This is a genomic window from Rhizobium anhuiense bv. trifolii (assembly GCF_024346605.1).
In the GTDB taxonomy this organism is placed as follows: domain Bacteria; phylum Pseudomonadota; class Alphaproteobacteria; order Rhizobiales; family Rhizobiaceae; genus Rhizobium; species Rhizobium anhuiense.
Genome location: NZ_CP098801.1, coordinates 1,212,722 through 1,232,392, shown reverse-complemented (window position 1 = coordinate 1,232,392; position 19,671 = coordinate 1,212,722). Strand labels below are relative to the sequence as shown.

21 protein-coding genes are annotated in these 19,671 nt (G+C 63.5%); 17 read left to right on the top strand and 4 right to left on the bottom strand.

What is annotated here, in order from left to right; genetic code table 11:
* From NE851_RS05940 to NE851_RS05930, 3 genes are read left to right on the top strand one after another with little or no spacing between them, the layout of a single operon-like run.
* Positions 1 to 633, top strand: coding sequence for a precorrin-8X methylmutase (locus tag NE851_RS05940; protein ID WP_025570630.1), 633 nt, complete (start codon positions 1 to 3; stop codon positions 631 to 633).
* A complete protein-coding gene (locus NE851_RS05935; protein ID WP_097622421.1) occupies positions 630 to 1,361 on the top strand; it encodes a precorrin-2 C(20)-methyltransferase in 732 nt (243 codons plus the stop codon). Before NE851_RS05940 ends, NE851_RS05935 begins: the two co-directional genes overlap by 4 nt.
* Complete coding sequence (locus tag NE851_RS05930; protein ID WP_047611991.1) at positions 1,358 to 2,122, top strand: precorrin-3B C(17)-methyltransferase; 765 nt, start codon at positions 1,358 to 1,360, stop codon at positions 2,120 to 2,122. Before NE851_RS05935 ends, NE851_RS05930 begins: the two co-directional genes overlap by 4 nt.
* Here NE851_RS05930 and NE851_RS05925 read toward each other — a convergent pair.
* Positions 2,086 to 2,856, bottom strand: a complete 771-nt coding sequence (locus NE851_RS05925; protein WP_097622420.1) for a cobalt-precorrin-6A reductase — start codon at positions 2,854 to 2,856, stop codon at positions 2,086 to 2,088. The two genes, NE851_RS05930 and NE851_RS05925, sit on opposite strands and share 37 nt — an antisense overlap.
* Here NE851_RS05925 and cbiE point away from each other — a divergent pair.
* The gene (gene cbiE / locus NE851_RS05920; protein ID WP_097622419.1) at positions 2,855 to 4,087 is read left to right on the top strand and encodes a precorrin-6y C5,15-methyltransferase (decarboxylating) subunit CbiE; all 1,233 of its coding nucleotides are present in this window, start codon (positions 2,855 to 2,857) and stop codon (positions 4,085 to 4,087) included. The genes NE851_RS05925 and cbiE overlap by 2 nt on opposite strands.
* Before the next feature lie 4 nt (positions 4,088 to 4,091).
* Complete coding sequence (gene cobM / locus NE851_RS05915) at positions 4,092 to 4,850, top strand: precorrin-4 C(11)-methyltransferase (protein ID WP_028758292.1); 759 nt, start codon at positions 4,092 to 4,094, stop codon at positions 4,848 to 4,850.
* A 93-nt stretch (positions 4,851 to 4,943) separates the two neighbouring features.
* Here cobM and NE851_RS05910 read toward each other — a convergent pair whose 3' ends face one another.
* Both NE851_RS05910 and NE851_RS05905 read right to left on the bottom strand, forming a co-directional pair.
* The gene (locus NE851_RS05910; RefSeq protein ID WP_097622418.1) at positions 4,944 to 5,756 is read right to left on the bottom strand and encodes a TIM barrel protein; all 813 of its coding nucleotides are present in this window, start codon (positions 5,754 to 5,756) and stop codon (positions 4,944 to 4,946) included.
* Positions 5,757 to 5,916: 160 nt separating this feature from the next.
* Positions 5,917 to 6,945 carry a LacI family DNA-binding transcriptional regulator gene (locus NE851_RS05905; protein WP_097622417.1) on the bottom strand — a complete coding sequence of 343 codons (1,029 nt, stop codon included), beginning with the start codon at positions 6,943 to 6,945 and terminating at the stop codon, positions 5,917 to 5,919.
* Positions 6,946 to 7,078: 133 nt separating this feature from the next.
* Between NE851_RS05905 and NE851_RS05900 the strand changes: the two genes are divergently transcribed.
* The 8 genes from NE851_RS05900 to nadC all read left to right on the top strand — a co-directional run bounded on the left by NE851_RS05900 (position 7,079) and on the right by nadC (position 15,102).
* The gene (locus NE851_RS05900; RefSeq protein ID WP_254955510.1) at positions 7,079 to 8,167 is read left to right on the top strand and encodes a fatty acid desaturase family protein; all 1,089 of its coding nucleotides are present in this window, start codon (positions 7,079 to 7,081) and stop codon (positions 8,165 to 8,167) included.
* A 21-nt stretch (positions 8,168 to 8,188) separates the two neighbouring features.
* A complete protein-coding gene (locus NE851_RS05895) occupies positions 8,189 to 8,503 on the top strand; it encodes a MocE family 2Fe-2S type ferredoxin (RefSeq protein WP_047611977.1) in 315 nt (104 codons plus the stop codon).
* Between the two features lie 11 nt (positions 8,504 to 8,514).
* Entirely contained in the window at positions 8,515 to 9,741 is a 1,227-nt protein-coding gene (locus NE851_RS05890; RefSeq protein ID WP_254955509.1) for an NAD(P)/FAD-dependent oxidoreductase, read from the top strand.
* 42 nt (positions 9,742 to 9,783) lie between these two features.
* Entirely contained in the window at positions 9,784 to 10,596 is an 813-nt protein-coding gene (locus NE851_RS05885; RefSeq protein WP_097630179.1) for a 3-methyl-2-oxobutanoate hydroxymethyltransferase, read from the top strand.
* Between the two features lie 29 nt (positions 10,597 to 10,625).
* Complete coding sequence (locus NE851_RS05880) at positions 10,626 to 11,624, top strand: NUDIX hydrolase (protein WP_174824420.1); 999 nt, start codon at positions 10,626 to 10,628, stop codon at positions 11,622 to 11,624.
* A gap of 69 nt (positions 11,625 to 11,693) precedes the next feature.
* On the top strand, positions 11,694 to 12,665 hold the full coding sequence (gene nadA, locus NE851_RS05875; protein WP_097630178.1) for a quinolinate synthase NadA: 972 nt from the start codon (positions 11,694 to 11,696) through the stop codon (positions 12,663 to 12,665).
* Positions 12,662 to 14,203, top strand: a complete 1,542-nt coding sequence (locus NE851_RS05870; RefSeq protein ID WP_254955508.1) for an L-aspartate oxidase — start codon at positions 12,662 to 12,664, stop codon at positions 14,201 to 14,203. The genes nadA and NE851_RS05870 overlap by 4 nt, the downstream gene beginning before the upstream one ends.
* On the top strand, positions 14,203 to 15,102 hold the full coding sequence (gene nadC / locus NE851_RS05865) for a carboxylating nicotinate-nucleotide diphosphorylase (protein ID WP_254955507.1): 900 nt from the start codon (positions 14,203 to 14,205) through the stop codon (positions 15,100 to 15,102). The genes NE851_RS05870 and nadC overlap by 1 nt, the downstream gene beginning before the upstream one ends.
* Before the next feature lie 694 nt (positions 15,103 to 15,796).
* On the opposite strand, the gene NE851_RS05855 is transcribed toward nadC, so the two are convergent.
* Positions 15,797 to 15,976 carry a hypothetical protein gene (locus NE851_RS05855; RefSeq protein ID WP_063475724.1) on the bottom strand — a complete coding sequence of 60 codons (180 nt, stop codon included), beginning with the start codon at positions 15,974 to 15,976 and terminating at the stop codon, positions 15,797 to 15,799.
* A gap of 44 nt (positions 15,977 to 16,020) precedes the next feature.
* Here NE851_RS05855 and NE851_RS05850 point away from each other — a divergent pair, with 44 nt between their 5' ends.
* From NE851_RS05850 to NE851_RS05835, 4 genes are all read left to right on the top strand, one after another.
* Positions 16,021 to 17,010 carry an ABC transporter substrate-binding protein gene (locus tag NE851_RS05850; protein WP_063475723.1) on the top strand — a complete coding sequence of 330 codons (990 nt, stop codon included), beginning with the start codon at positions 16,021 to 16,023 and terminating at the stop codon, positions 17,008 to 17,010.
* Between the two features lie 5 nt (positions 17,011 to 17,015).
* Positions 17,016 to 17,789, top strand: coding sequence for an ABC transporter ATP-binding protein (locus NE851_RS05845; RefSeq protein ID WP_063475722.1), 774 nt, complete (start codon positions 17,016 to 17,018; stop codon positions 17,787 to 17,789).
* 4 nt (positions 17,790 to 17,793) lie between these two features.
* Positions 17,794 to 18,588: an ABC transporter permease gene (locus NE851_RS05840; RefSeq protein ID WP_063475721.1), complete on the top strand. Its 795-nt coding sequence runs from the start codon at positions 17,794 to 17,796 to the stop codon at positions 18,586 to 18,588.
* A gap of 87 nt (positions 18,589 to 18,675) precedes the next feature.
* Positions 18,676 to 19,671 (top strand): isopenicillin N synthase family dioxygenase, encoded by a 996-nt coding sequence (locus NE851_RS05835; RefSeq protein ID WP_063475720.1) that lies wholly within the window; start codon positions 18,676 to 18,678, stop codon positions 19,669 to 19,671.

Sequence of the window (19,671 nt, the reverse complement as noted above, 5' to 3'; positions counted from 1 at the left end):
ATGCCAGACTACGATTATATCCGCAGCGGCGACGCGATTTACGAGCGTTCCTTTGCGATCATCCGCGCCGAGGCCGATCTTTCGCGCTTTACCGAAGATCAAGCCGAAATCGCCGTGCGCATGATCCATGCCTGCGGGCTCGTCGAGGCGGCGGAGCATTTCCTGTTCTCCGCCGATGTCGTCGGCGCGGCGCGCGATGCGCTGAAAGGTGGGGCGCCGATCTTCTGCGACGCGGAAATGGTATCCCATGGTGTCACCCGGGCGCGGCTGCCCGCGCTGAACGAGGTGATCTGTACGCTGCGTGATCCCGCGACACCGGAGCTTGCACGCGAGACCGGCAATACCCGCTCGGCCGCCGCCATGCATCTCTGGCTCGATAGGCTCGGCGGAAGCGTTGTCGCCATCGGCAATGCGCCGACCGCCCTCTTCCATCTGCTCGAACTCCTGCGCGACGGCGCCCCGAAACCTGCGGCGATCCTCGGCATGCCTGTGGGCTTCGTCGGTGCCGCCGAATCCAAGGATGCGCTGGCGGAGAATTCCTACGGCGTCCCCTTCGCCATCGTCCGCGGCCGGCTCGGCGGCAGCGCCATGACGGCAGCCGCCATCAATGCACTGGCGAGGCCCGGCCTATGACCACAAGCGGCCGTCTCATCGGCGTCGGGACGGGTCCCGGCGACCCGGAGCTCCTCACCCTCAAAGCCGTGCGCGCCATCGAAGCCGCTGACGTCATCGCCTATTTCGCCAAACAGGGCAGGGGCGGCAACGGCAAGGCGATCGTCGAACCGCTGCTGAAATCCGGGGTGACGCTGCTGCCGCTCTATTATCCGGTGACAACCGAGATCGACAAGAACGACGAACGCTACCAGAGGCTGATCACTGAATTCTACGATCAGTCCGCCAAGTCGGTGGCCGACCATCTCGATGCCGGGCTGACAGTCGCCGTTCTCAGTGAAGGCGATCCGCTCTTCTATGGCTCCTATATGCATCTGCATGTCAGACTTTCCCAGCGCTACCCGACGGAAGTGATTCCGGGCATCAGCGCCATGTCGGGCTGCTGGTCGCTGGCCGGCATGCCGATCGTCCAGGGTGACGATGTGCTTTCCGTACTGCCGGGTACGATGCCCGAAACCGAGCTGACACGTCGTCTTGCCGACACGCAAGCCGCCGTCATCATGAAGGTCGGCCGCAATCTGCCGAAGATCCGCCGGGCCTTGGCGGCAGCCGGCCGGCTTGCGGAAGCCGTCTATGTCGAGCGCGGCACCATGGCCAATGCGGCGATGGAAAAGCTTGCCGACAGGAGCGATGGCGATGCGCCGTATTTTTCGCTCGTGCTGGTGCCTGGCTGGGAGGCGAGCCGATGAGCGGCAGGCTTTTCGTGATCGGCACCGGCCCCGGCAATCCCGAGCAGATGACGCCGGAGGCTTTGGCCGTCGTCGACCAGGCAACGGATTTCTTCGGCTACGGACCCTATCTCGACAGGCTGCAACTCCGCGACGATCAGCTGCGCCATGCCTCGGACAATCGCGAGGAACTCGACCGGGCGGGGGCAGCCCTGGCCATGGCGGCTGACGGCGCGAAAGTCTGCGTCGTCTCCGGCGGCGACCCCGGCGTCTTTGCCATGGCCGCCGCCGTCTGCGAGGCGATCGAGAACGGGCCGGCCGCCTGGCGCTCGGTCGATCTCACCATTCTGCCCGGCATCACGGCAATGCTGGCCGTGGCGGCAAGAGCCGGCGCCCCGCTTGGTCACGATTTCTGCGCCATATCGCTGTCTGATAATCTAAAGCCTTGGAATATAATCGAAACCCGCCTTGAGCTGGCGGCGAAAGCGGGTTTCGTCATCGCGCTCTACAATCCGATCAGCCGGGCGCGGCCGTGGCAACTCGGCGATGCCTTCAAGCTGTTGCGCAACCATCTGCCGGCAACAACGCCGGTTATTTTCGGGCGCGCCGCCGGGCGCCCGGACGAACGCATCGCATTACAGCAGCTGTCGCAAGCAGACGCGTCGATTGCCGATATGGCGACCTGCATCATCATCGGCTCCGCCGAGACACGCGTCGTCGCGCGGCCGGGCAGGCTGGACCTCGTCTATACCCCGCGGTTCATGGCGGGAGGAAACAGGTGATCGATCACTGCCAGCGCCGCTTCGACCGTGTCGACCGTCGTGACCGCGGAGGCAGGCGCACGCGCGACCATCAACACCTCGATGCCGAGCAGCCGGGCTGCCTCGATCTTCGCATAGGTGGCGGCACCGCCGCTGTTTTTGGCGACGATGATGTCGATGTGGTGCTGCCTCAGGAGATCGCATTCGCCTTCCAGCGTGAACGGACCGCGATCAAGCAGATAATCGACATGATCAAGCGCAAGCGGCGGCTCGACAGGATCGACGCTGCGGACAAGATAGTGATGTTGCGGCGCGGCTTCCGCATGATGCGCGCCCTGCCGGCCCGTCGCCAGGAAGACATGGCGGGGGGAAGGGCCGAGCGCTTCGATAGCCGCCGGAATGCTCTGCACCTCCCGCCAGCGATCGCCGGCTTCGCGTTGCCATTCGGGACGGCGCAGAGCGATCGCTGCGATACCGGTGACCTCAGCGGCAAAAGCGGCATTGGCCGAAATCCGTTCGGCAAAAGGATGCGTGGCGTCGATCAGCAGATGATAGCCGCCGGCCGTCAGGAAATCGGCGAGTGCGGCAGCGCCGCCGAAACCGCCGATGCGGACCGGAACAGGCTGTACGGCCGGTTTCTCGGTGCGTCCGGCAAGCGACAGCATAACATCGCAATCGTCGCGCGCCGCGAGCGCCGCGGCCAACAAGCGCGCCTCGCTGGTGCCGCCCAGGATCAGGATGCGGGGTCTTCCCATGTCTGATATCTCTCCTGCGTCCGGCCAGCGCTGGCTGACTATTATCGGCATCGGCGAAGATGGTCCAGAAGGGTTGGGTGAGGAGGCGAAGAGGCTGATCGCGGCAGCACCTGCCGTCTTCGGCGGTGCGCGCCATCATGCACTCGCGGCCTCGCTGATATCAGGCGAAAAGCTTTCCTGGCAGAGCCCGTTCGAACGCTCGGTCGACGCCATTCTTGAAAGGCGCGGCACGCCTGTTGTCGTGCTCGCCTCCGGCGACCCCTTCCTCTACGGCGTCGGCGCAACGCTCTCCCGCCACGTGGCGGCGCACGAGATGCGCATCATTCCGGCGCCCTCGGCCTTCAGCCTTGCTGCCTCCCGCCTTGGCTGGCCGCTGCAGGAGGTCGCGACGGTCTCGCTGCATGGACGGCCGATCGACCTGATCCGGCCGCATCTGCATCCCGGGCGGCGCATCCTCGCGCTCACCTCGGACGAAAAAGGCCCCGGCGACCTGGCTGCCCTGCTTGCCGCGACCGGCTTCGGTCAGTCGCAGCTTACCGTGCTCGAGGCGCTTGGCGGCGCGCGGGAGCGGCAAAGACGTGCTGTGGCGGCGGATTTCGATCTCGTGGACATCGATCCTCTGAATGTCTGCGCCGTCGATGTTGCGGCAGGGGAGGGGGCTCGCATCCTGCCTTATGCTGCAGGGATCGAGGACGAGCTGTTCGAGCATGACGGACAAATCACCAAGCGTGAAATCCGGGCGATGACGCTTTCGGCGCTCGCGCCGCGTCACGGCGAACTGCTCTGGGATATCGGCGCCGGCGCGGGCTCGATCGGCATCGAATGGATGCTCGCCGATCCCAGTCTGAAGGCAATCGCTGTCGAGCAATCGCCGGAGCGGGCCGCACGGGTCGCCCGCAATGCAACCGCCTTCGGCGTGCCGCATCTTGCCGTTGTCGAGGGGACAGCGCCCCTCGCGCTGAAGGGCCTGCCGGAACCGGATGTGATTTTCCTCGGGGGCGGCGGCAGCGAACCGGGTGTTATCGAGACTGCGATAGCCGCGCTGAAGCGGGGAGGGCGGCTCGTTGCCAATGCCGTGACGCTGGAGATGGAAGCCGCGCTGCTCGGCGAACATGCCAAACGCGGCGGCTCCCTCACGCGGATCGAAATATCGCGCGCCCAGCCCGTCGGCGGCATGAGCGGCTGGCGGCCGGCGATGCCGGTGACGCAGTGGCGCTGGACGAAAGGATGACGAGATGACGGTGCATTTCATCGGCGCTGGCCCAGGTGCTGCGGATCTGATCACGGTGCGCGGCCGCGATCTCATCACCCAATGCCCGGTCTGTCTCTATGCCGGCTCGATCGTCTCGCCCGAACTGCTGCAATATTGTCCGCCGGGCGCACGCATCGTCGATACGGCGCCGATGTCGCTTGACGAGATCGAGGCGGAATATCTTCGCGCTGCCGCGGCCGGCCAGGATGTCGCCCGGCTGCATTCTGGCGATCTCTCCGTCTGGAGTGCGGTGGCCGAACAGGTGCGCCGGCTGCAAAAACACGGCATCGACTATACGATGACGCCAGGTGTTCCAGCCTTTGCCGCCGCCGCCTCGACGCTTGGGCGCGAGCTGACGATCCCGGCAGTGGCGCAGAGCCTGGTGCTGACCCGCGTTTCCGGCCGCGCATCACCGATGCCGAACGACGAGACGCTGGCAAAATTCGGCGCGACGGGCGCCACGCTGGCGATCCATCTGGCCATCCATGCGCTGAGCCAAGTGGTGGAGGAATTGACCCCGCTTTACGGCGTCGACTGCCCGGTCGCCATTGTCGTCAAGGCCTCCTGGCCGGACGAGCGCATCCTGCGCGGCACGCTTGCCGATATCGAAGCAAAGGTTGCGGTCGAACCGATCGAACGCACGGCGATCATCTTCGTCGGCCCTTCGCTCGCGGCCGAGGATTTCCGCGAGAGTTCACTTTATGATCCGGCCTATCAACGCCGGTTCAGAGGCAGGGAATAACTTCAAGCGATTGGCCGCGCCAGCGTATCGTGACAATCGTTCCCCCGCCGTCCTGACACCAAAAACAGTATCAGGCGACGTTTCACTCAGGTCTCAAACCCGCGCGCTGAGATAGTCCATGCTGGTGCGAAGCGCCCCGGCCGGGTCCTTGACCGCATGAACTTCCGCTGCAAAGGGCTCAAAAGAGAACGGACCCTTATAGCCAGCCTGCAGCAGCGCTCTGATCTGCCCGGCATTATCGAGCCGGTCGTCGCCGTCCACGAGCACGCGATGGGAATCGCGCATCTCGGCAACGGAAACTGTGGGATCACTGACGCTGGAGATGTGCACGAGGCCGGCCAGCTCAGGGAAGGTCGCCGCTTCGCCGGCAAGGTGATGGTGGAAGGTGTCGTGGACAAGCCTGAAGGTCGATTCCGCGCCGAGCTCCCTGATTGCCTCGGCCGCCTCGGTCTTCGAGCGAAGCGAGCAGATCTCGAAACCGAGCGGCTCGACGAGACCGATGATGCCGGCCTTCTCGAGCATCGGCTTCAGCGCCGCCAGAGACCGGCGCAGATTGGCCTGCCGTTCGCCATCGGCGCAGCCGGTGCCGTCGTTCTTCGGAACGAGGACGAGCGCCTTGGCGCCCGACGCGCTGGCATAGTCGATCAGTTCCTGCGCTTCGGCAGCCCTGGTCGCGTTCCACTCGTTGAAGCGCTGCAGGGCGTTGATCGAGATGATCGTCAGCCCATGGCGGGCAGCCGCGTCCTTGATCGTTTCGGGTTTGGTGCCGTCAAGGATGGCATTGCCGGAAAGGTCGTTGCGGATCTCGACGGCATCGATGCCGAGCGATTGGGCCAGCGCGAAAAAATCGTCGATGGCAAGCGACGGGGCGGCCATGTGGTTGAGCGCAAAACGGATCGTAGTCATGACTGGTTCTCCTCCTGATCTCCGCGTCACGGCGGAGCGGTCCTCGTGAATGGGTCAGCGAATCTCTATCGGAATTCGCGTCGCAATCCATCCGTCATTGCCGGCGGCCGCTTTCATTGCTGAGAGAATTTCCAACGAAATGATGGAATTCCATCATTGTTTAGATGTTCTCCGAGATATGAATATCGAAAGGCAGGAAGAGTTGTCCGGGAACCGCCGTTTCGCCGTTTTCGATAGCGCTCGTCATCAGCACCATCAGCTCCTTGCAGAGGGCAGGCAGGGGCGTGCCGATCGCCATGGCGACGATATCGTCGGCAAGACCGGCTTTGCTGTCGGGGGTCAGCTCGTTGACCACGAGAACGACCTTGCCGCCGACGCTTTCTTCGCGAAACGCCGAGATTGCCCCCTCCATGCCGCCGCCGCAGACATAGAGGCCGACGAGATCGGGATGTTTCTGCAGCAACGTCAAGGTTGCCTCATGGGTGATTTCGGCGGTCTCGAGATTGATCAGCGTGTCGACGACATCGAACTCCGGTGCATTCTCGCGAAAATAGGAGCGGAAGCCGATTTCCCGCAACTCATGGCCGTGAAAACGGTGGCTGCCGACGAAACAGGCGACCTTGCCGGGCTGGCGCGCCGTGCGCGCGATCGTCCAGGCGGCGGTGCGCCCGACCTTGCGGTTATTGACCCCGACATAGGCGTCGCGCACGCCCGTGGCGAGATCGGAGAGCAGCGAGAAGACAGGAATGCCGCGCTCCTTCAGTTCTTCCACCGCCGTCGTCACCGCCGGATAGTCCGGGCCGACGAGGGCAACGGCCTGGTTGCGGGCGCCGAGCGTCTTGATCTTTTCGACGATCGCAGCCGGTGTCGCGGCGGAGGGAAATTCGATCTGCGTCTGGATGCGCGCCGTCGTCAGCGCCCGCGCTGCCGTTTCGATCTCGCGCGCGAAGCTCTGGTAGAAGGACTGCGTTGGTTTCTGCAGCAGGAAGGCGAGCTTGTATTGCGGCAGATCCTCGAAGACACGCTGCTTGATCAGGCCGACGGCGTGATAGCCGATCGACTGCGCCGCATCATAGACCCGCCGTGCTGTTTCCTCGCGCACCCGGTGGCGCGCGTTGAGAACACGGTCGACGGTGGCGACGCTGACGCCGGAGGCGCGGGCAAGATCGGATATGGTTGGACGGCGCATGAGCGTTCCTGATGTATTCAATCATGAATGCAAGCCATTCATGATGGCTTTTGATAGAATATATCAAGCCTGCATTGAGCGCCTGCCAAAGTCAACCTATTCTCCCAGGCAAGGGCATAACGGGAGGCGGATAATGGCGACCCAGACAAAGAAACGTGACTACGACCTGCTCGGCGAAAGCGGCCGCACAGCCGTCGAGACGGGGCTGGCGGCAGCCGAATGGTATCACACCGACATTACGCGCAAGGACATGAAGGCGCTGATGCAGCGCTCCGATGCGCCGGCGATCCGCGACACGGTCATCTGGCTCGGCAGCATGGCGGTCTTGGCCGGGCTTGGCATCTATTTCTGGGGCTCGTGGATCGCGCTGCCCATCTTCCTTGCCTATGGCGTGCTCTACGGCTCGGCCTCCGACAGCCGCTGGCACGAATGCGGTCATGGCACCGCCTTCAAGACGCGCTGGATGAACGATGCCGTCTATCAGATTGCCTGCTTCATGATCATGCGCAATCCGGTGACCTGGCGCTGGAGCCATGCGCGCCACCACACCGACACGGTGATCGTCGGCCGCGATCCCGAGATCGCCGTCATGCGGCCGCCGGATCTCTTGCGGCTGGTGCTCAATTTCTTCGGCATCCTCGACGCCTGGCATGCCGTCGTCGACATGCTGCGCAATGCCTTCGGCGGCGTCAGCGCGGCGGAAAAAACCTTCATTCCCGAGATGGAGCAGCCGAAGGCGATCCGTTTCGCCCGCATCTGGCTGGCGATCTATGTCGCGACAATCGCCGCGGCGATCGCCACGGGCTCGATCCTGCCGCTGATGCTGATCGGCCTGCCGCGCCTTTACGGCGCCTGGCACCATGTGCTGACCGGACTGCTGCAGCATGGCGGCCTTGCCGACAATGTCACCGACCACAGGCTGAACAGCCGCACTGTCTACATGAACCCGATCAGCCGCTTCATCTACTGGAACATGAACTACCACGTCGAACATCACATGTTTCCGATGGTGCCCTACCACGCGCTGCCGCAGCTGCATGCGATGATCAAGCACGACCTGCCGGCGCCGAACCCGTCGATCTTGTCCGGTTATCGCGAGATGATCCCGGCCTTCCTGCGCCAGCTGCGCAACGAGGACTATTTCCTGAAGCGCGAATTGCCGGCCACCGCGCGGCCGTATCGCGAGGAATTCCACAACGAGCTGGCTCCGGCCGCGCAATAACGACAATCGAGGGAGGATAAGATGAGCGGAAACTGGATTGAGGTTTGCGGCAAGGACGAGATCGACGAGGAGGATGTCATCCGCTTCGATCACGACGGGCGCACCTTCGCGGTCTATCGCAGCCCGGATGACGAATTCTTCGCCACCGACGGGCTCTGCACACACGAACATATCCATCTCGCCGACGGGCTTGTCATGGATGAGATCATCGAATGTCCGAAACATAACGGCCGCTTCAACTACAAGACGGGCGAAGCCAAGGGTGCGCCGGTCTGCGTCAATCTCAAGACCTATCCGGTCAAGATCGAAGACGGCGCCGTCTTCATCTCGCTCTGAGGGAGCTGGACGTGGCTCATTTCGTTATCCTGGGCGCGGGCGAATGCGGTGCGCGCGCCGCCTTCGCCTTGCGGGAAAAGGGCTTTGCCGGCGAAGTAACGCTAGTCGGCGCCGAGCCGCTTCCGCCCTATGAACGGCCGCCGCTGTCGAAGGCCGGCTCCACCGATGCAAGCGATCCGAAATTCATCGCGACGGCGGAAAAATATGTCGAAAACGGCATCCGGCTGCTGACCGGCCTCGAGGCAAGGGATCTCGACCCCGCGTCCAGGACCGTCACGCTTTCGGACGGTACCGTGCTTTCCTACGACAAGCTTCTGCTTGCGACGGGTGCCGCTGCACGCTCCTTCCCCGGCGCGCCGCAGGGCCGCCCGCATATTCGCGCGCTGAGGACCCATCACGATGCGGCGGCGCTGCGTGATGTCATGAAGCCGGGACGGCATATCGCCATCATCGGTGGCGGGTTCATCGGACTGGAACTTGCGGCAACGGCGCGGCTGCTCGGCGCCGAGGTCACGGTCATCGAAGGGCTGGAACGCGTGCTGAAGCGCGGCGTGCCGGAGGAGATCGCCCATCTCATCACCGAGCGCCACCGCGCCGAGGGCGTCGATATCCGCTGCGGTGTCTCCATCGAGGCGCTGACTGCGGAAAACGGCAAAGCCCAGATCAGATTGTCGAGCGGTGAGGCGATCGAAGCCGATCTCGCCCTTGTCGGCATCGGTGCCCGGCCGAATGTCGAGATCGCCGAAAGAGCGGGGCTTACTATCGAAAACGGCATTGCCGTCGATATTCATCTGCAGACCTCGGCGCCGGATGTCTTTGCCGCCGGCGACTGCTGCTCCTTTCCGCTGTCGATCTATGGCGGCCGGCGGGTGCGGCTCGAATCCTGGCGCAACGCCCAGGAGCAGGGCACATTGGCTGCGGCCAACATGCTCGGCCTCGACGAGGCCGTATCGGCCGTGCCGTGGTTCTGGTCGGATCAATACGACATGACGCTGCAGATTGCGGGCCTTGCCGAAGGAGCCGCCACGCATCAGCGCCGCGATCTCGGCGCAGGCGCCTTCATTCTTTTCCATCTCGACGCCACCGGGCGACTGATCGCCGCAAGCGGCATCGGGCCAGGCAATGCCGTGGCGCGTGACATCAGGCTCGCCGAAATGCTGATCGCCGCGCGTGCCCATCCGGACCCGGCAGCGCTCGCAACCAGCGACATCAAGCTGAAATCCCTGCTGGCCGCGTGAGCTGGCCGATATTTTCACCGCTTTTTTCGAAGGAATTTGACGATGAAGAAACATAGACGCGCAACCGTCGCCGATCTGCTTGCGGAAAAAGGCAAGCGCCAGCTCACCATGCTGCGCGTCACCACGCTGGAGGAGGCGGAAGCCGCCGAAAAAGCGGGCATCGATATCGTCTCGGTGCCGCCCTCGCTGCTCGGGCCGGTCTTTCGCGAGGCCGCGCCCACTCCCTTTGCCATTCCGGGGCTCGAATATGGCGACCATGTCTCGGCGGAGGATTATCTGCGCGCGGCTTTCGCGGCGCTGAAGGCCGGTGGCGATGCGGTCTATTGCGCCGCAAGCCTGCAGACGATCCGGCGCATGCGGGACGAGGGCATCCCCGTCTGCGGCCATCTCGGGCTGATCCCTTCGAAGGCGACCTGGACCGGCGGCTTTCGCGCCGTCGGCAAGACCGCGGCGAGTGCGGCCGAGATCTGGCGGCAGACCAAGGCGCTGGAAGAGGCCGGCGCCTTCGCCGCCGAAATCGAAGTCGTGCCGGGGGATGTCGCTGCCGCCATCAGCAGCAACACCTCGATGCTGATGATCTCCATGGGGGCCGGCAGCGGCTGCGACGCCCAATATCTCTTCGCCGACGACGTGCTTGGCACCAATCGCGATCACTATCCGCGCCATGCCAAGGTCTATCGCAACTTCGCCGCCGAACATGACCGGCTACAGCGCGAACGCATCGCCGCCTTCACCGAGTTCGCCGAGGATGTCAGGACCGGCGCCTATCCGGAAAAGCGCCATCTCGTCAGCGTCGACGACGCGGAGCTGAAGGTTTTCCTGGACCGGCTGCGGAGTGAGACGGGCAATAGCTAGGGGCAAACCCGCTCTCTTGTCTCGATGATGTGGGAAGCGCCGCAAAGGCGCTTCCTTTCCATTGGCTTCCGTCCCGGCCTGTGTCAGGAATGATCCGTTCGACCCATTCGGAACGGAGTATTCGGTCCCCTGTGACGATCGGCTTTGCGCATGCGGAATTGATTGCGGTGCTCGTCGCGGTGACGGGGGACGAGCCGCGCGTGATGACCATCCGCTCCGGCAATGCGCTGCCGTCAGGCCCCTTCGAAATGGGGCATCGCACGCTGCAATCGGGGCTGCGCGAGTGGGTGCAGGAGCAGACGGAACATCCCGTCGGCTATCTCGAACAGCTCTATACCTTCGCCGACCGCGACCGGAACAACGACATCCCAGGCGGACGGACGATCTCGATCAGCTATCTCGGCCTCGTCAACGAGCAGTCGGGCGCCGGCCGGCCGGGATGGCACGGCTGGTACGAATATTTCCCCTGGGAAGACCATCGCCAGGGGCGCCCAGCAGTGCTCAATGAAATCATGACGCGTCTGAAGATCTGGGCCGATGCCGATCCGGCAAGGCGCGACCATCGCCATCGCCGGGCGGATTTCACCTTCGGCCTCGACGGCGGCGGCTGGAACGAAGATCTGGCGCTGCAGCGCTACGAATTACTCTACGAGGCGGGGCTCGTCTCGGAGGCCGGATGCGGGGTGGAGGCCAATCTCGGCCGGGCGATGTTTGCCGATCACCGCCGCATTCTTGCGACCGGGATCGCCCGGCTGCGAGCCAAGATCAAATACCGTCCCGTCGTCTTCGAGCTGATGCCGGAGAGCTTTACCCTGCTGAGACTGCAGCGTACCATCGAGGCCTTGGCCGGGCTGACGCTGCACAAGCAGAACTTCCGCCGGCTCATCGAACAGCAGGAATTGGTCGAGGAAACCGGCGGAACCGAAAGCGAAACCGGCGGCCGGCCGGCGAAGCTCTTCCGCTTCCGCCACACGGTGCTCGAAGAACGGGCGCTTGCCGGAACGAAATTACCGCTCTCCCGCAATTGACATATGCTCACTGTGAGAATATCTCTTTGCCTATGATATGCTCAAAGAGAGCATAATTAGGAGCCGGTCATGAATTATCCTGTTTCCGCATCCTCGCTCTATGAGCGCGTCAGCCGCGTCATTCCCAAAGCCGAATGGATGACGTTCGAAAATGACGTCGACGCGATCCTCGAGCTCAAGCGCCGCCGCAACGCCGTCATTCTCGCGCACAATTACCAGACGCCGGAGATCTTCCACGGCGTGGCCGATATCGTCGGCGACAGTCTGGCGCTCGCCCGCAAGGCGATCGAGGTTGATGCCGATGTCGTCGTGCTGGCCGGCGTACATTTTATGGCCGAGACCGCCAAGCTGCTGAACCCCGAAAAAACCGTGCTGATCCCCGATCTCGGCGCCGGCTGTTCGCTGGCGGACTCGATCACGCCCGAGGATATTGCGCTGCTGCGCCAGGCCCATCCCGGCGTGCCCATCATCACCTATGTCAACACATCGGCCGCGGTGAAGGCCGCCTCCGACATCTGCTGCACATCCGGCAACGCCAAACAGGTCGTGGAATCGCTCGGCGTGCCGAAGGTGCTGATGATCCCGGACGAATATCTGGCGCGCAACGTCGCCCGCGAGACGGATGTCGAGATCATCGCCTGGCATGGCCATTGCGAGGTGCATGAACTCTTCACCGCCGAGGATGTGCGCCAGCTGCGTGAAAACCATCCCGGCGTAACAGTGCTCGCCCATCCGGAATGCCCGCCCGACGTCGTGGCCGAAGCCGATTTCGCCGGCTCCACCGCCGTCATGTCGGACTATGTCGGCAGGCAGAAGCCGGCGCGCGTCGTGCTGCTCACCGAATGCTCGATGAGCGACAATGTCGCCGTGCACCATCCCGATGTCGAGTTCATTCGCCCCTGCAATCTCTGCCCGCATATGAAGCGGATCACGCTGGCCAATATCCGCGCCGCCCTTGAGGAAAACCGCCACGAGGTGACGGTCGATCCGGCAATTGCCGTGGCTGCGCGCCGCGCCGTCGAGAGGATGCTGGCGATATGACCGAAGTCCTCGAGCATCTTGCCGGACGCACGGTGATCGTCGGTAGCGGCCTTGCGGGGCTGATGACCGCACTGACGTTGGCGCCCGAGCCCTCCGTGATCGTCACCCGCGCCGCCCTTGGCGCGGAGACGTCGAGCGCCTGGGCGCAGGGCGGCATCGCCGCCAGCATGGGCGCCGACGACAGCGCGGCGCTGCACCTTGCCGATACGCTTGCCGCCGGTGACGGGCTCTGCGATCCCGTGACCACCGCCTGCATCATCGCCGAAGCACCAGCCGCAATTGCCGCGCTGGAGCGAGCCGGTGTGCGTTTCGACCGGAATGCCGCCGGCCAACTGTCGCTCGGGCTGGAGGCGGCCCATAACCGCCGCCGCATCGTCCATGCCGAAGGCGACGGGTCGGGTGCTGCGATCATCGCCGCGCTGATCGAGGCGGTGATGAAAACACCTGTGATAACAGTCCTCGAAGGCTTCGAGACGCGGCGGATTCTGATGGAAGGCGAAAAGGTCGCCGGCCTGCTCTGCGCGACCGCGAACGGGGCTGCCATTCTGCCGACATCGAAGGTGGTGCTCGCCACCGGCGGCATTGGCGGGCTCTACGACGCCACCACCAATCCGATGGGCAATTTCGGCCAGGGGATCGCGCTTGCGGCAAGGGCGGGCGCTGATCTCGCCGATATGGAATTCGTCCAGTTCCATCCGACAGCACTCGATTCCCGCCGCAGGCCGCTGGCGCTCATCAGCGAGGCGGTGCGCGGCGAGGGGGCCTTGCTCGTCAACGAACGAGGCGAACGTTTCATGGCCCGCACTCCAGGCGCCGAGCTTGCGCCGCGCGACGTGGTGGCGCGGGCGATCAGCGTCGAAATTGCCCGCGGCGGCAAAGTCTTCCTCGATGCCCGCATTGCTCTCGGCCACCGCTTTGCCACGCGCTTTCCCGTCATCGCCGCCCTTTGCGGCGAGGCCGGCATCGATCCGGCAAAAGACCTCATCCCGGTACGCCCGGCAGTTCACTATCACATGGGCGGCGTGGCCACGGTTGCAAATGGCCGCAGCTCGGTGCCCGGTCTCTGGGTCGCAGGCGAAGCGGCTTCGACCGGCCTGCACGGCGCCAACCGGCTTGCCAGCAATTCGCTGCTGGAGGCGGCTGTGATGGGCATGCGGGCGGCACGCGACATATCGGGCATCCCCGCAAGCGCTGCCGGAAGCGCCTTCACCGAGAGCCTGCCGGTGCCTGCCGATGCATCGCTCGTCCGGTCGATCGTCTCGCGCCATCTCGGCGTGCTGCGCAATGCCGGCGCCATTCATGGCGCCATCGCCGCCCTGCTGCCGCTTGCCGAAGGGAACAGCCCTGCCGCCGATCCGGCCATCGTCGCGCTCTCGATCGCGGTTTTCGCCAGCTTGCGGACGGAATCACGCGGCGCCCATGCCCGCACCGATTTTCCGCTGAAGCTCGGCGATGCAAACCGCCGCCGGATGCGCCTTTCCCAAGTGCTGGAGATCGCCCGCGCGACCCCGCCCTATTCCCTTGCAAGGAGTGCCTGATGAGCCTCGTTCCCCTTCCGCGCCTGATCGTCGAACCCTTGGTCAGGCAAGCGCTGCTCGAAGATCTCGGTCTTGCCGGCGACATCACCTCGGCCTCGGTCATCCCTGCAGATCACCGCTCGACGGTGGTGATGGCCGCCCGGCAGCCGGGCGTGATCGCCGGCCTCGATGCCGCGGAACTGGCCTTTTCCCTCGTCGATCCGGAGATCGTCATGCGCCGCCATCTCCAGGACGGCGATGCGGCCAAGCCGGGTGACGTGATCGCCACCATCGAAGGCCCGTCGCGCGGTCTGCTGAGCGCCGAGCGCACCGCGCTGAATTTTCTCGGCCATCTCTCGGGCATTGCGACGGTGACGGCCGGGATTGCCACCGCCATCAGGGGCACCAAGGCTTCCGTCGCCTGCACGCGCAAGACGACGCCGGGGTTGAGGGCGCTGGAGAAATATGCGGTGCGGGCCGGCGGCGGCATGAACCACCGTTTCGCCCTTTACGACGCGGTGCTGATCAAGGACAATCACGTCGCCATCGCCGGCGGCGTCGCCGAGGCGATCCGCCGGGCGCGGGCCGGCGTCGGCCATATGGTGAAGATCGAGGTCGAAGTGGACACCCTCGATCAGCTGCGTGAAGCGATGGAGACCGGCGTCGACGCCGTCCTGCTCGACAATATGACGCCGGATCAGCTGCGTGAGGCGGTCGCCATCGTCGCCGGCCGGGCCATCACCGAGGCATCCGGCCGCGTCACGCCGGCAACGGCCCCCGCGATCGCGGCCTCCGGCGTCGATCTCATTTCCGTTGGATGGCTGACGCACAGCGCGCCGGTACTGGATATCGGGCTCGATTTCGTCGCGGCCGCGTCCACAGCGGTAACAGGCCCGAAACGGATTGCACAGGTCCTGTGACCCGTCAGGCGTGTTTCGGCTGGGCTTCCTTGTCGCTGTCGAATTCCAGCAACTCGATCATCACGCCGAGATCGGGCACCGTGTCATAATAGGCATACCGCCCGTGGCCGCCATCGAATTCACCACTCTGGAGCAGGCGGCGCGGGCTTCGTGAACGAACGATCGCAAGGCAATTCTAGACTGGCCGCGCCTCGACGGTTCATGGCGGAGCGATTTACGCCTGCCCTTGAAACAGCTCAATCGTAAACGTTACGGCCTCGAAGCCCTTCTCGACTACGGCTGAAACGCCAATTCATGGTCGTCTGGGCGATCGCCTGCATACGAAGGAGGCATTGGAAACTGTCCAGATGCTGGTCGCTCACAAGAAAAATGCGCCGGAAAACGCAGATGCCAGCTGAAGGTGCGGCAAGAAAATTACGAGCTAAGCGCTCTAAATATTAGAACGCTTATTTTTCAGCCGCCGGACCGCTCGATTACAGAGAAATTTTTTCCGTTATTTCAATCACATAATTGACGATCCTGCCCACTTCGATCTCGATACCGTGGACTTCGCCTGTTTTTTCAGCACAAGAATTGAAGCGTTTAAAATCTTGCAGAACGCCGGATATTCATGAGACAAACGACCTGCGAGTAGAAGCGGTCTGAGCCTCGGTTCTGGACATTGCTCGACGGGTAAACCTGTCGAGAGGATGTCCTAATGCAGGGAAAAACCAGTGATCTCGCCCCGAAATCCGCAGAGATCGACGCTGGACCTGATCATCTTCGCGCGCAGCGTTGTTTTGTATGCCTGGCCAGCAAGCGCCCTGAAAAACGCGATTGCGCAATTGCCGGGCTCGTCGCAGATGGCTTCGATCCGGAGCGCGTCGCCGATCACTATCCGTCCTTAAAAATCGAACACCAATTGCGAAAGGTCGACCCATGTCCCGCACCAAGCTTGCCTTTTATGCACTTGCCGCAATCCTTTCTGCCGGCGCCGCCTCCGCCGCCGACAAGGTGATCTTTCAGCTCGATTGGCTGCCGGGTGGCGACAAGGCGCCGATCTACGTCTGTATCCAGGAAGGTTTCTGTTCGGACGCCGGCCTTGAGGTGGAGATCGCCTCCGGTCGCGGCTCGACCGACGCCATATCGCGCCTTGCCTCGGCGTCCTCCGACATCGGTATTTCCGATATCGGCGCCCTGATGGCCGCGCGCGCCAATGAGGGCGTCAAGGTAACCGCCGTCATGTCGCTGTTCAACAAGGGGCCGCATGCCTTCTACGTCGCCAAGGGCGGTTCGATCGCAAGCGTCGCTGACGTCAAGGGCAAGACGATCGCGACGTCGCCCTTCACATCGTCGAATGTCTACCTGCCGCTGGTGCTCAAGGATGCCGGCATCGACATGGCGGATATCAAGCTCATCAAAGCCGATCCCGGCGCACTTGGCCCGATGCTGATGACCGGCAATGCCGATGGCATCATCGCCTGGATGACCGACCTGACGCGCTACAGCAACCAAGGCAAGGAAGCTGGCAAGGAGATCGTTGCCCTGCCATGGTCGGCAGCCGGGCTCGAGCTCTATTCCGCATCCCTCATCGCCAGCGACGATTTCCTCGCCAAGCGTCCGCAGGTCGCCGCCCGCTTTATCGCCGCCTACAAGAAATCGGTCGAATTCGCCAAGGACAATCCGGAGAAGGCTGCCGCCGCTGTCACCACCATGGTACCGGAACTCGGCTCGGAGGACGTCCAGGGTTCGCTCAAGGACACGCTGCCGTTGATCTTCAACGAGGTGACGGAGAAGGACGGCCTCGGCGGCTTCGAAGCCGCCCGTCTCGCCGAAACCTGGCGCCGTGTCTCTGAAGCACAGGATATCGATCCGGCCAAGCTCGATCCGGAAACCATGGTCAACCGCACCTTCGCCGTAACGGAGTAACCTCGATGGCGATGCCCGCTATCCGCTTCGACAGGCTGGGACAAGTTTTCGAAACTCGGTCCGGGCGCACGGAAGCCCTGCGAGACGTCAGTTTCGATGTGGTCCGGCATGAATTTGTCTCGATCCTCGGCCCTTCGGGCTGCGGGAAATCGACCCTGCTGCGCATGATCGCCGGCCTGTTGAAGCCGACATCCGGCTCGGTAGACGTCTTCGGTCTGCCGGTGACGGCCCCGCGTGACGACATCGGGATCGTCTTCCAGAAGCCGACGCTGCTTCCCTGGGCGACTGTCGAAGACAATGTCGTATTTCCCGCCCGCCACAAGACCGGCCGGGTAACGGCAGAGGAGCGCGGGCGGGCGGGTGAATTGCTGAGCATGGTCGGGCTTGCCGGCTTCGAGAAACGCCTGCCGGACGAACTGTCCGGCGGCATGCAGCAGCGTGTCGGCATCGCCCGCGCGCTGCTCATGGATCCGGATATCCTGCTGATGGACGAACCCTTTTCGGCGCTGGATGCCCTGACACGCGAGGTGATGGGCTTCGATCTGCTGCGCATCTTTTCCCAACGCCCGAAGACCGTGGTCTTCATCACCCACTCCGTCAGTGAGGCGGCGCTTCTGTCCGACCGCGTTTTGGTGATGACCGGACGTCCGGGCTCGATCCTGACCGAAGTCACCGTCCCCGTCGGCCGGCCACGCGGCCCTGAAACTGCAAAGGACAAGGCGATCCATGACCTCTCCAATTACCTCCGCGATCTCCTCCTCACCCGTCAGGCGGCGTGAGGCCATGCGGAGCCGCACACCGGTTGCTCTCCTCAAGCAGGTGCTGGCGTTGCCGGGCATTGCGACCGCCGCGGCCCTGATCGGCACGGTGCTGCTGTGGGAAGCGGTCGCGCGGCTCCTGTCGATCCCGACCTATCTGCTGCCGCCGCCAAGCGCGATCCTCGGCTCGTTCTCCTCCATCGGCTTCGAGCGCTGGATCGGGCACATCGCCGCGACGTTGCGGGTGGCGCTGATCGGTTATGCGATGTCCATCTTTATCGCCATTCCGCTCGCGGTGGTCATGATGCGCTCGCCATTCCTGTCGCGAACGCTCTATCCGCTGCTCGTCGTAGTGCAGTCGACGCCGGTGGTGGCGATTGCGCCGATCATGATCGTCGTGCTCGGAGCCGGCGATGCGCCACGTATCGTTATCACCTGTCTCATCACCTTTTTTCCGCTCGTCGTCTCGACCGCAACGGGCCTTGCGGCAACCCCGCCGGATCTGATCGAGCTGTCGCGAAGCCTGCGCGCCTCGGGCTTCCGCGAGATCACCCAGATACGCTTGCCGTTTGCGGTGCCCTACATCTTCTCGGCGCTGAAAATCTCGATCACGCTTGCCGTCATCGGCGCCGTGGTTGCGGAGTTCTGCGCATCCGAAGCCGGCGTCGGCTATTTCATCCAACTGTCGACCTCCCTGTTCAAGCTGCCACAGGCCTGGGCCGGCTTGCTGCTGCTCGCCGCCATGTCGCTCTTGCTATTTCAGGCCGTGGTCCTGACGCAGAAGCTCCTCTTTCCCTGGAGCCTGCCGAAAAACGGCTGAAATCCATCCGGAGTAGAAGCAGTCGGGCCCTGCCCGGACATTGCTCCTCAACCGCCGGTTCGCCGGCACTCACGTAAGGAGAATAATATGAATATCCAGACAGACACCCTCGCGGAACTCGCCAAGGAAGCGACCATCGGCGGCATGGGCACGACCGTTGACCGGGAAATCCCCGTCATCGACCTTTCTGACTTCGACCACCGCAAGCACGAGATCGCCGATGAACTCTGGCAGGCCTCGGTCGATATCGGTTTCTTCCAGGTCTACAATCACGGCATCGCTCAGGACGATATTGACGCGGCCTTCGACACGGCCTGGACATTCTTCGAACTGCCGGTGGAGGTTAAGGCGAAAACCCCGATGCCGAAGGGCATCAATGCCGGCTGGGAGTTCAGGGCGCAGGTCCGTCCCTCCACCGGTACGCCGGATAACAAGGAGAGCTTCCAGCTCACCCTGCCGGACATGATCCGCCTCAATCTGTGGCCGAGCGAAGACGATCTTCCGGGCTTCCGCGAAAAGATGCTCCGCTTCGAGCGACAGAACTGGGAACTCGGCATGCGCATCCTCTCCTGCTTCGCGCTGAAGATGGGCTTTGCCGAGGATTTCTTCACCAAGGCGCATGACCCGTCTTCGGACCAATATCAATCGACGCTGCGCCTCATCCACTACATGTCGATGGAAGGCGCCAAGCCGGAAGACTTCACGTCGTGGCGTGCCGGCGCGCATTCGGACTTCGATTGCTTGACCATTCTTCACCAGAAGGAGGGCGAAGGCGGGCTCCAGGTGTGCCCGGGCAAGGATGCAGCCCTGAAGGAATGGACGGACGTTCCGCCGCGCAAGGGCTATATCACCTGCAACATCGGCGACATGCTGATGCGCTGGTCGGACGACCAGTTGCAGTCGACGCTGCACCGGGTGCGTATGCCGCGCGAGAATGAATACATGGGCCGCCGACTGTCCCTGCCCTTCTTCTGCCAGGCAAACCGCGATGCCGTCATTGAGGGTCCGCTCGGCAAATACGAGGCGATCACCGCCGGCGAATACCTGACCCGGCGCATCAACGCCAATTTCGCCAAGAAGTGA

Excerpts from the sequence above, each read along its gene's own strand:
- NE851_RS05885 (WP_097630179.1), top strand. The coding sequence starts at position 9,784 with ATGAAGAAACATAGACGCGCAACCGTCGCCGATCTGCTTGCGGAAAAA.
- NE851_RS05850 (WP_063475723.1), top strand. The coding sequence starts at position 16,021 with ATGTCCCGCACCAAGCTTGCCTTTTATGCACTTGCCGCAATCCTTTCT.
- NE851_RS05870 (WP_254955508.1), top strand. The coding sequence starts at position 12,662 with ATGACCGAAGTCCTCGAGCATCTTGCCGGACGCACGGTGATCGTCGGT.
- NE851_RS05895 (WP_047611977.1), top strand. The coding sequence starts at position 8,189 with ATGAGCGGAAACTGGATTGAGGTTTGCGGCAAGGACGAGATCGACGAG.
- NE851_RS05900 (WP_254955510.1), top strand. The coding sequence starts at position 7,079 with ATGGCGACCCAGACAAAGAAACGTGACTACGACCTGCTCGGCGAAAGC.
- cobM (WP_028758292.1), top strand. The coding sequence starts at position 4,092 with ATGACGGTGCATTTCATCGGCGCTGGCCCAGGTGCTGCGGATCTGATC.
- NE851_RS05840 (WP_063475721.1), top strand. The coding sequence starts at position 17,794 with ATGCGGAGCCGCACACCGGTTGCTCTCCTCAAGCAGGTGCTGGCGTTG.
- NE851_RS05930 (WP_047611991.1), top strand. The coding sequence starts at position 1,358 with ATGAGCGGCAGGCTTTTCGTGATCGGCACCGGCCCCGGCAATCCCGAG.
- NE851_RS05925 (WP_097622420.1), bottom strand. The coding sequence starts at position 2,856 with ATGGGAAGACCCCGCATCCTGATCCTGGGCGGCACCAGCGAGGCGCGC.
- NE851_RS05835 (WP_063475720.1), top strand. The coding sequence starts at position 18,676 with ATGAATATCCAGACAGACACCCTCGCGGAACTCGCCAAGGAAGCGACC.
- nadC (WP_254955507.1), top strand. The coding sequence starts at position 14,203 with ATGAGCCTCGTTCCCCTTCCGCGCCTGATCGTCGAACCCTTGGTCAGG.
- NE851_RS05935 (WP_097622421.1), top strand. The coding sequence starts at position 630 with ATGACCACAAGCGGCCGTCTCATCGGCGTCGGGACGGGTCCCGGCGAC.
- NE851_RS05845 (WP_063475722.1), top strand. The coding sequence starts at position 17,016 with ATGGCGATGCCCGCTATCCGCTTCGACAGGCTGGGACAAGTTTTCGAA.
- nadA (WP_097630178.1), top strand. The coding sequence starts at position 11,694 with ATGAATTATCCTGTTTCCGCATCCTCGCTCTATGAGCGCGTCAGCCGC.
- cbiE (WP_097622419.1), top strand. The coding sequence starts at position 2,855 with ATGTCTGATATCTCTCCTGCGTCCGGCCAGCGCTGGCTGACTATTATC.
- NE851_RS05910 (WP_097622418.1), bottom strand. The coding sequence starts at position 5,756 with ATGACTACGATCCGTTTTGCGCTCAACCACATGGCCGCCCCGTCGCTT.
- NE851_RS05905 (WP_097622417.1), bottom strand. The coding sequence starts at position 6,945 with ATGCGCCGTCCAACCATATCCGATCTTGCCCGCGCCTCCGGCGTCAGC.
- NE851_RS05940 (WP_025570630.1), top strand. The coding sequence starts at position 1 with ATGCCAGACTACGATTATATCCGCAGCGGCGACGCGATTTACGAGCGT.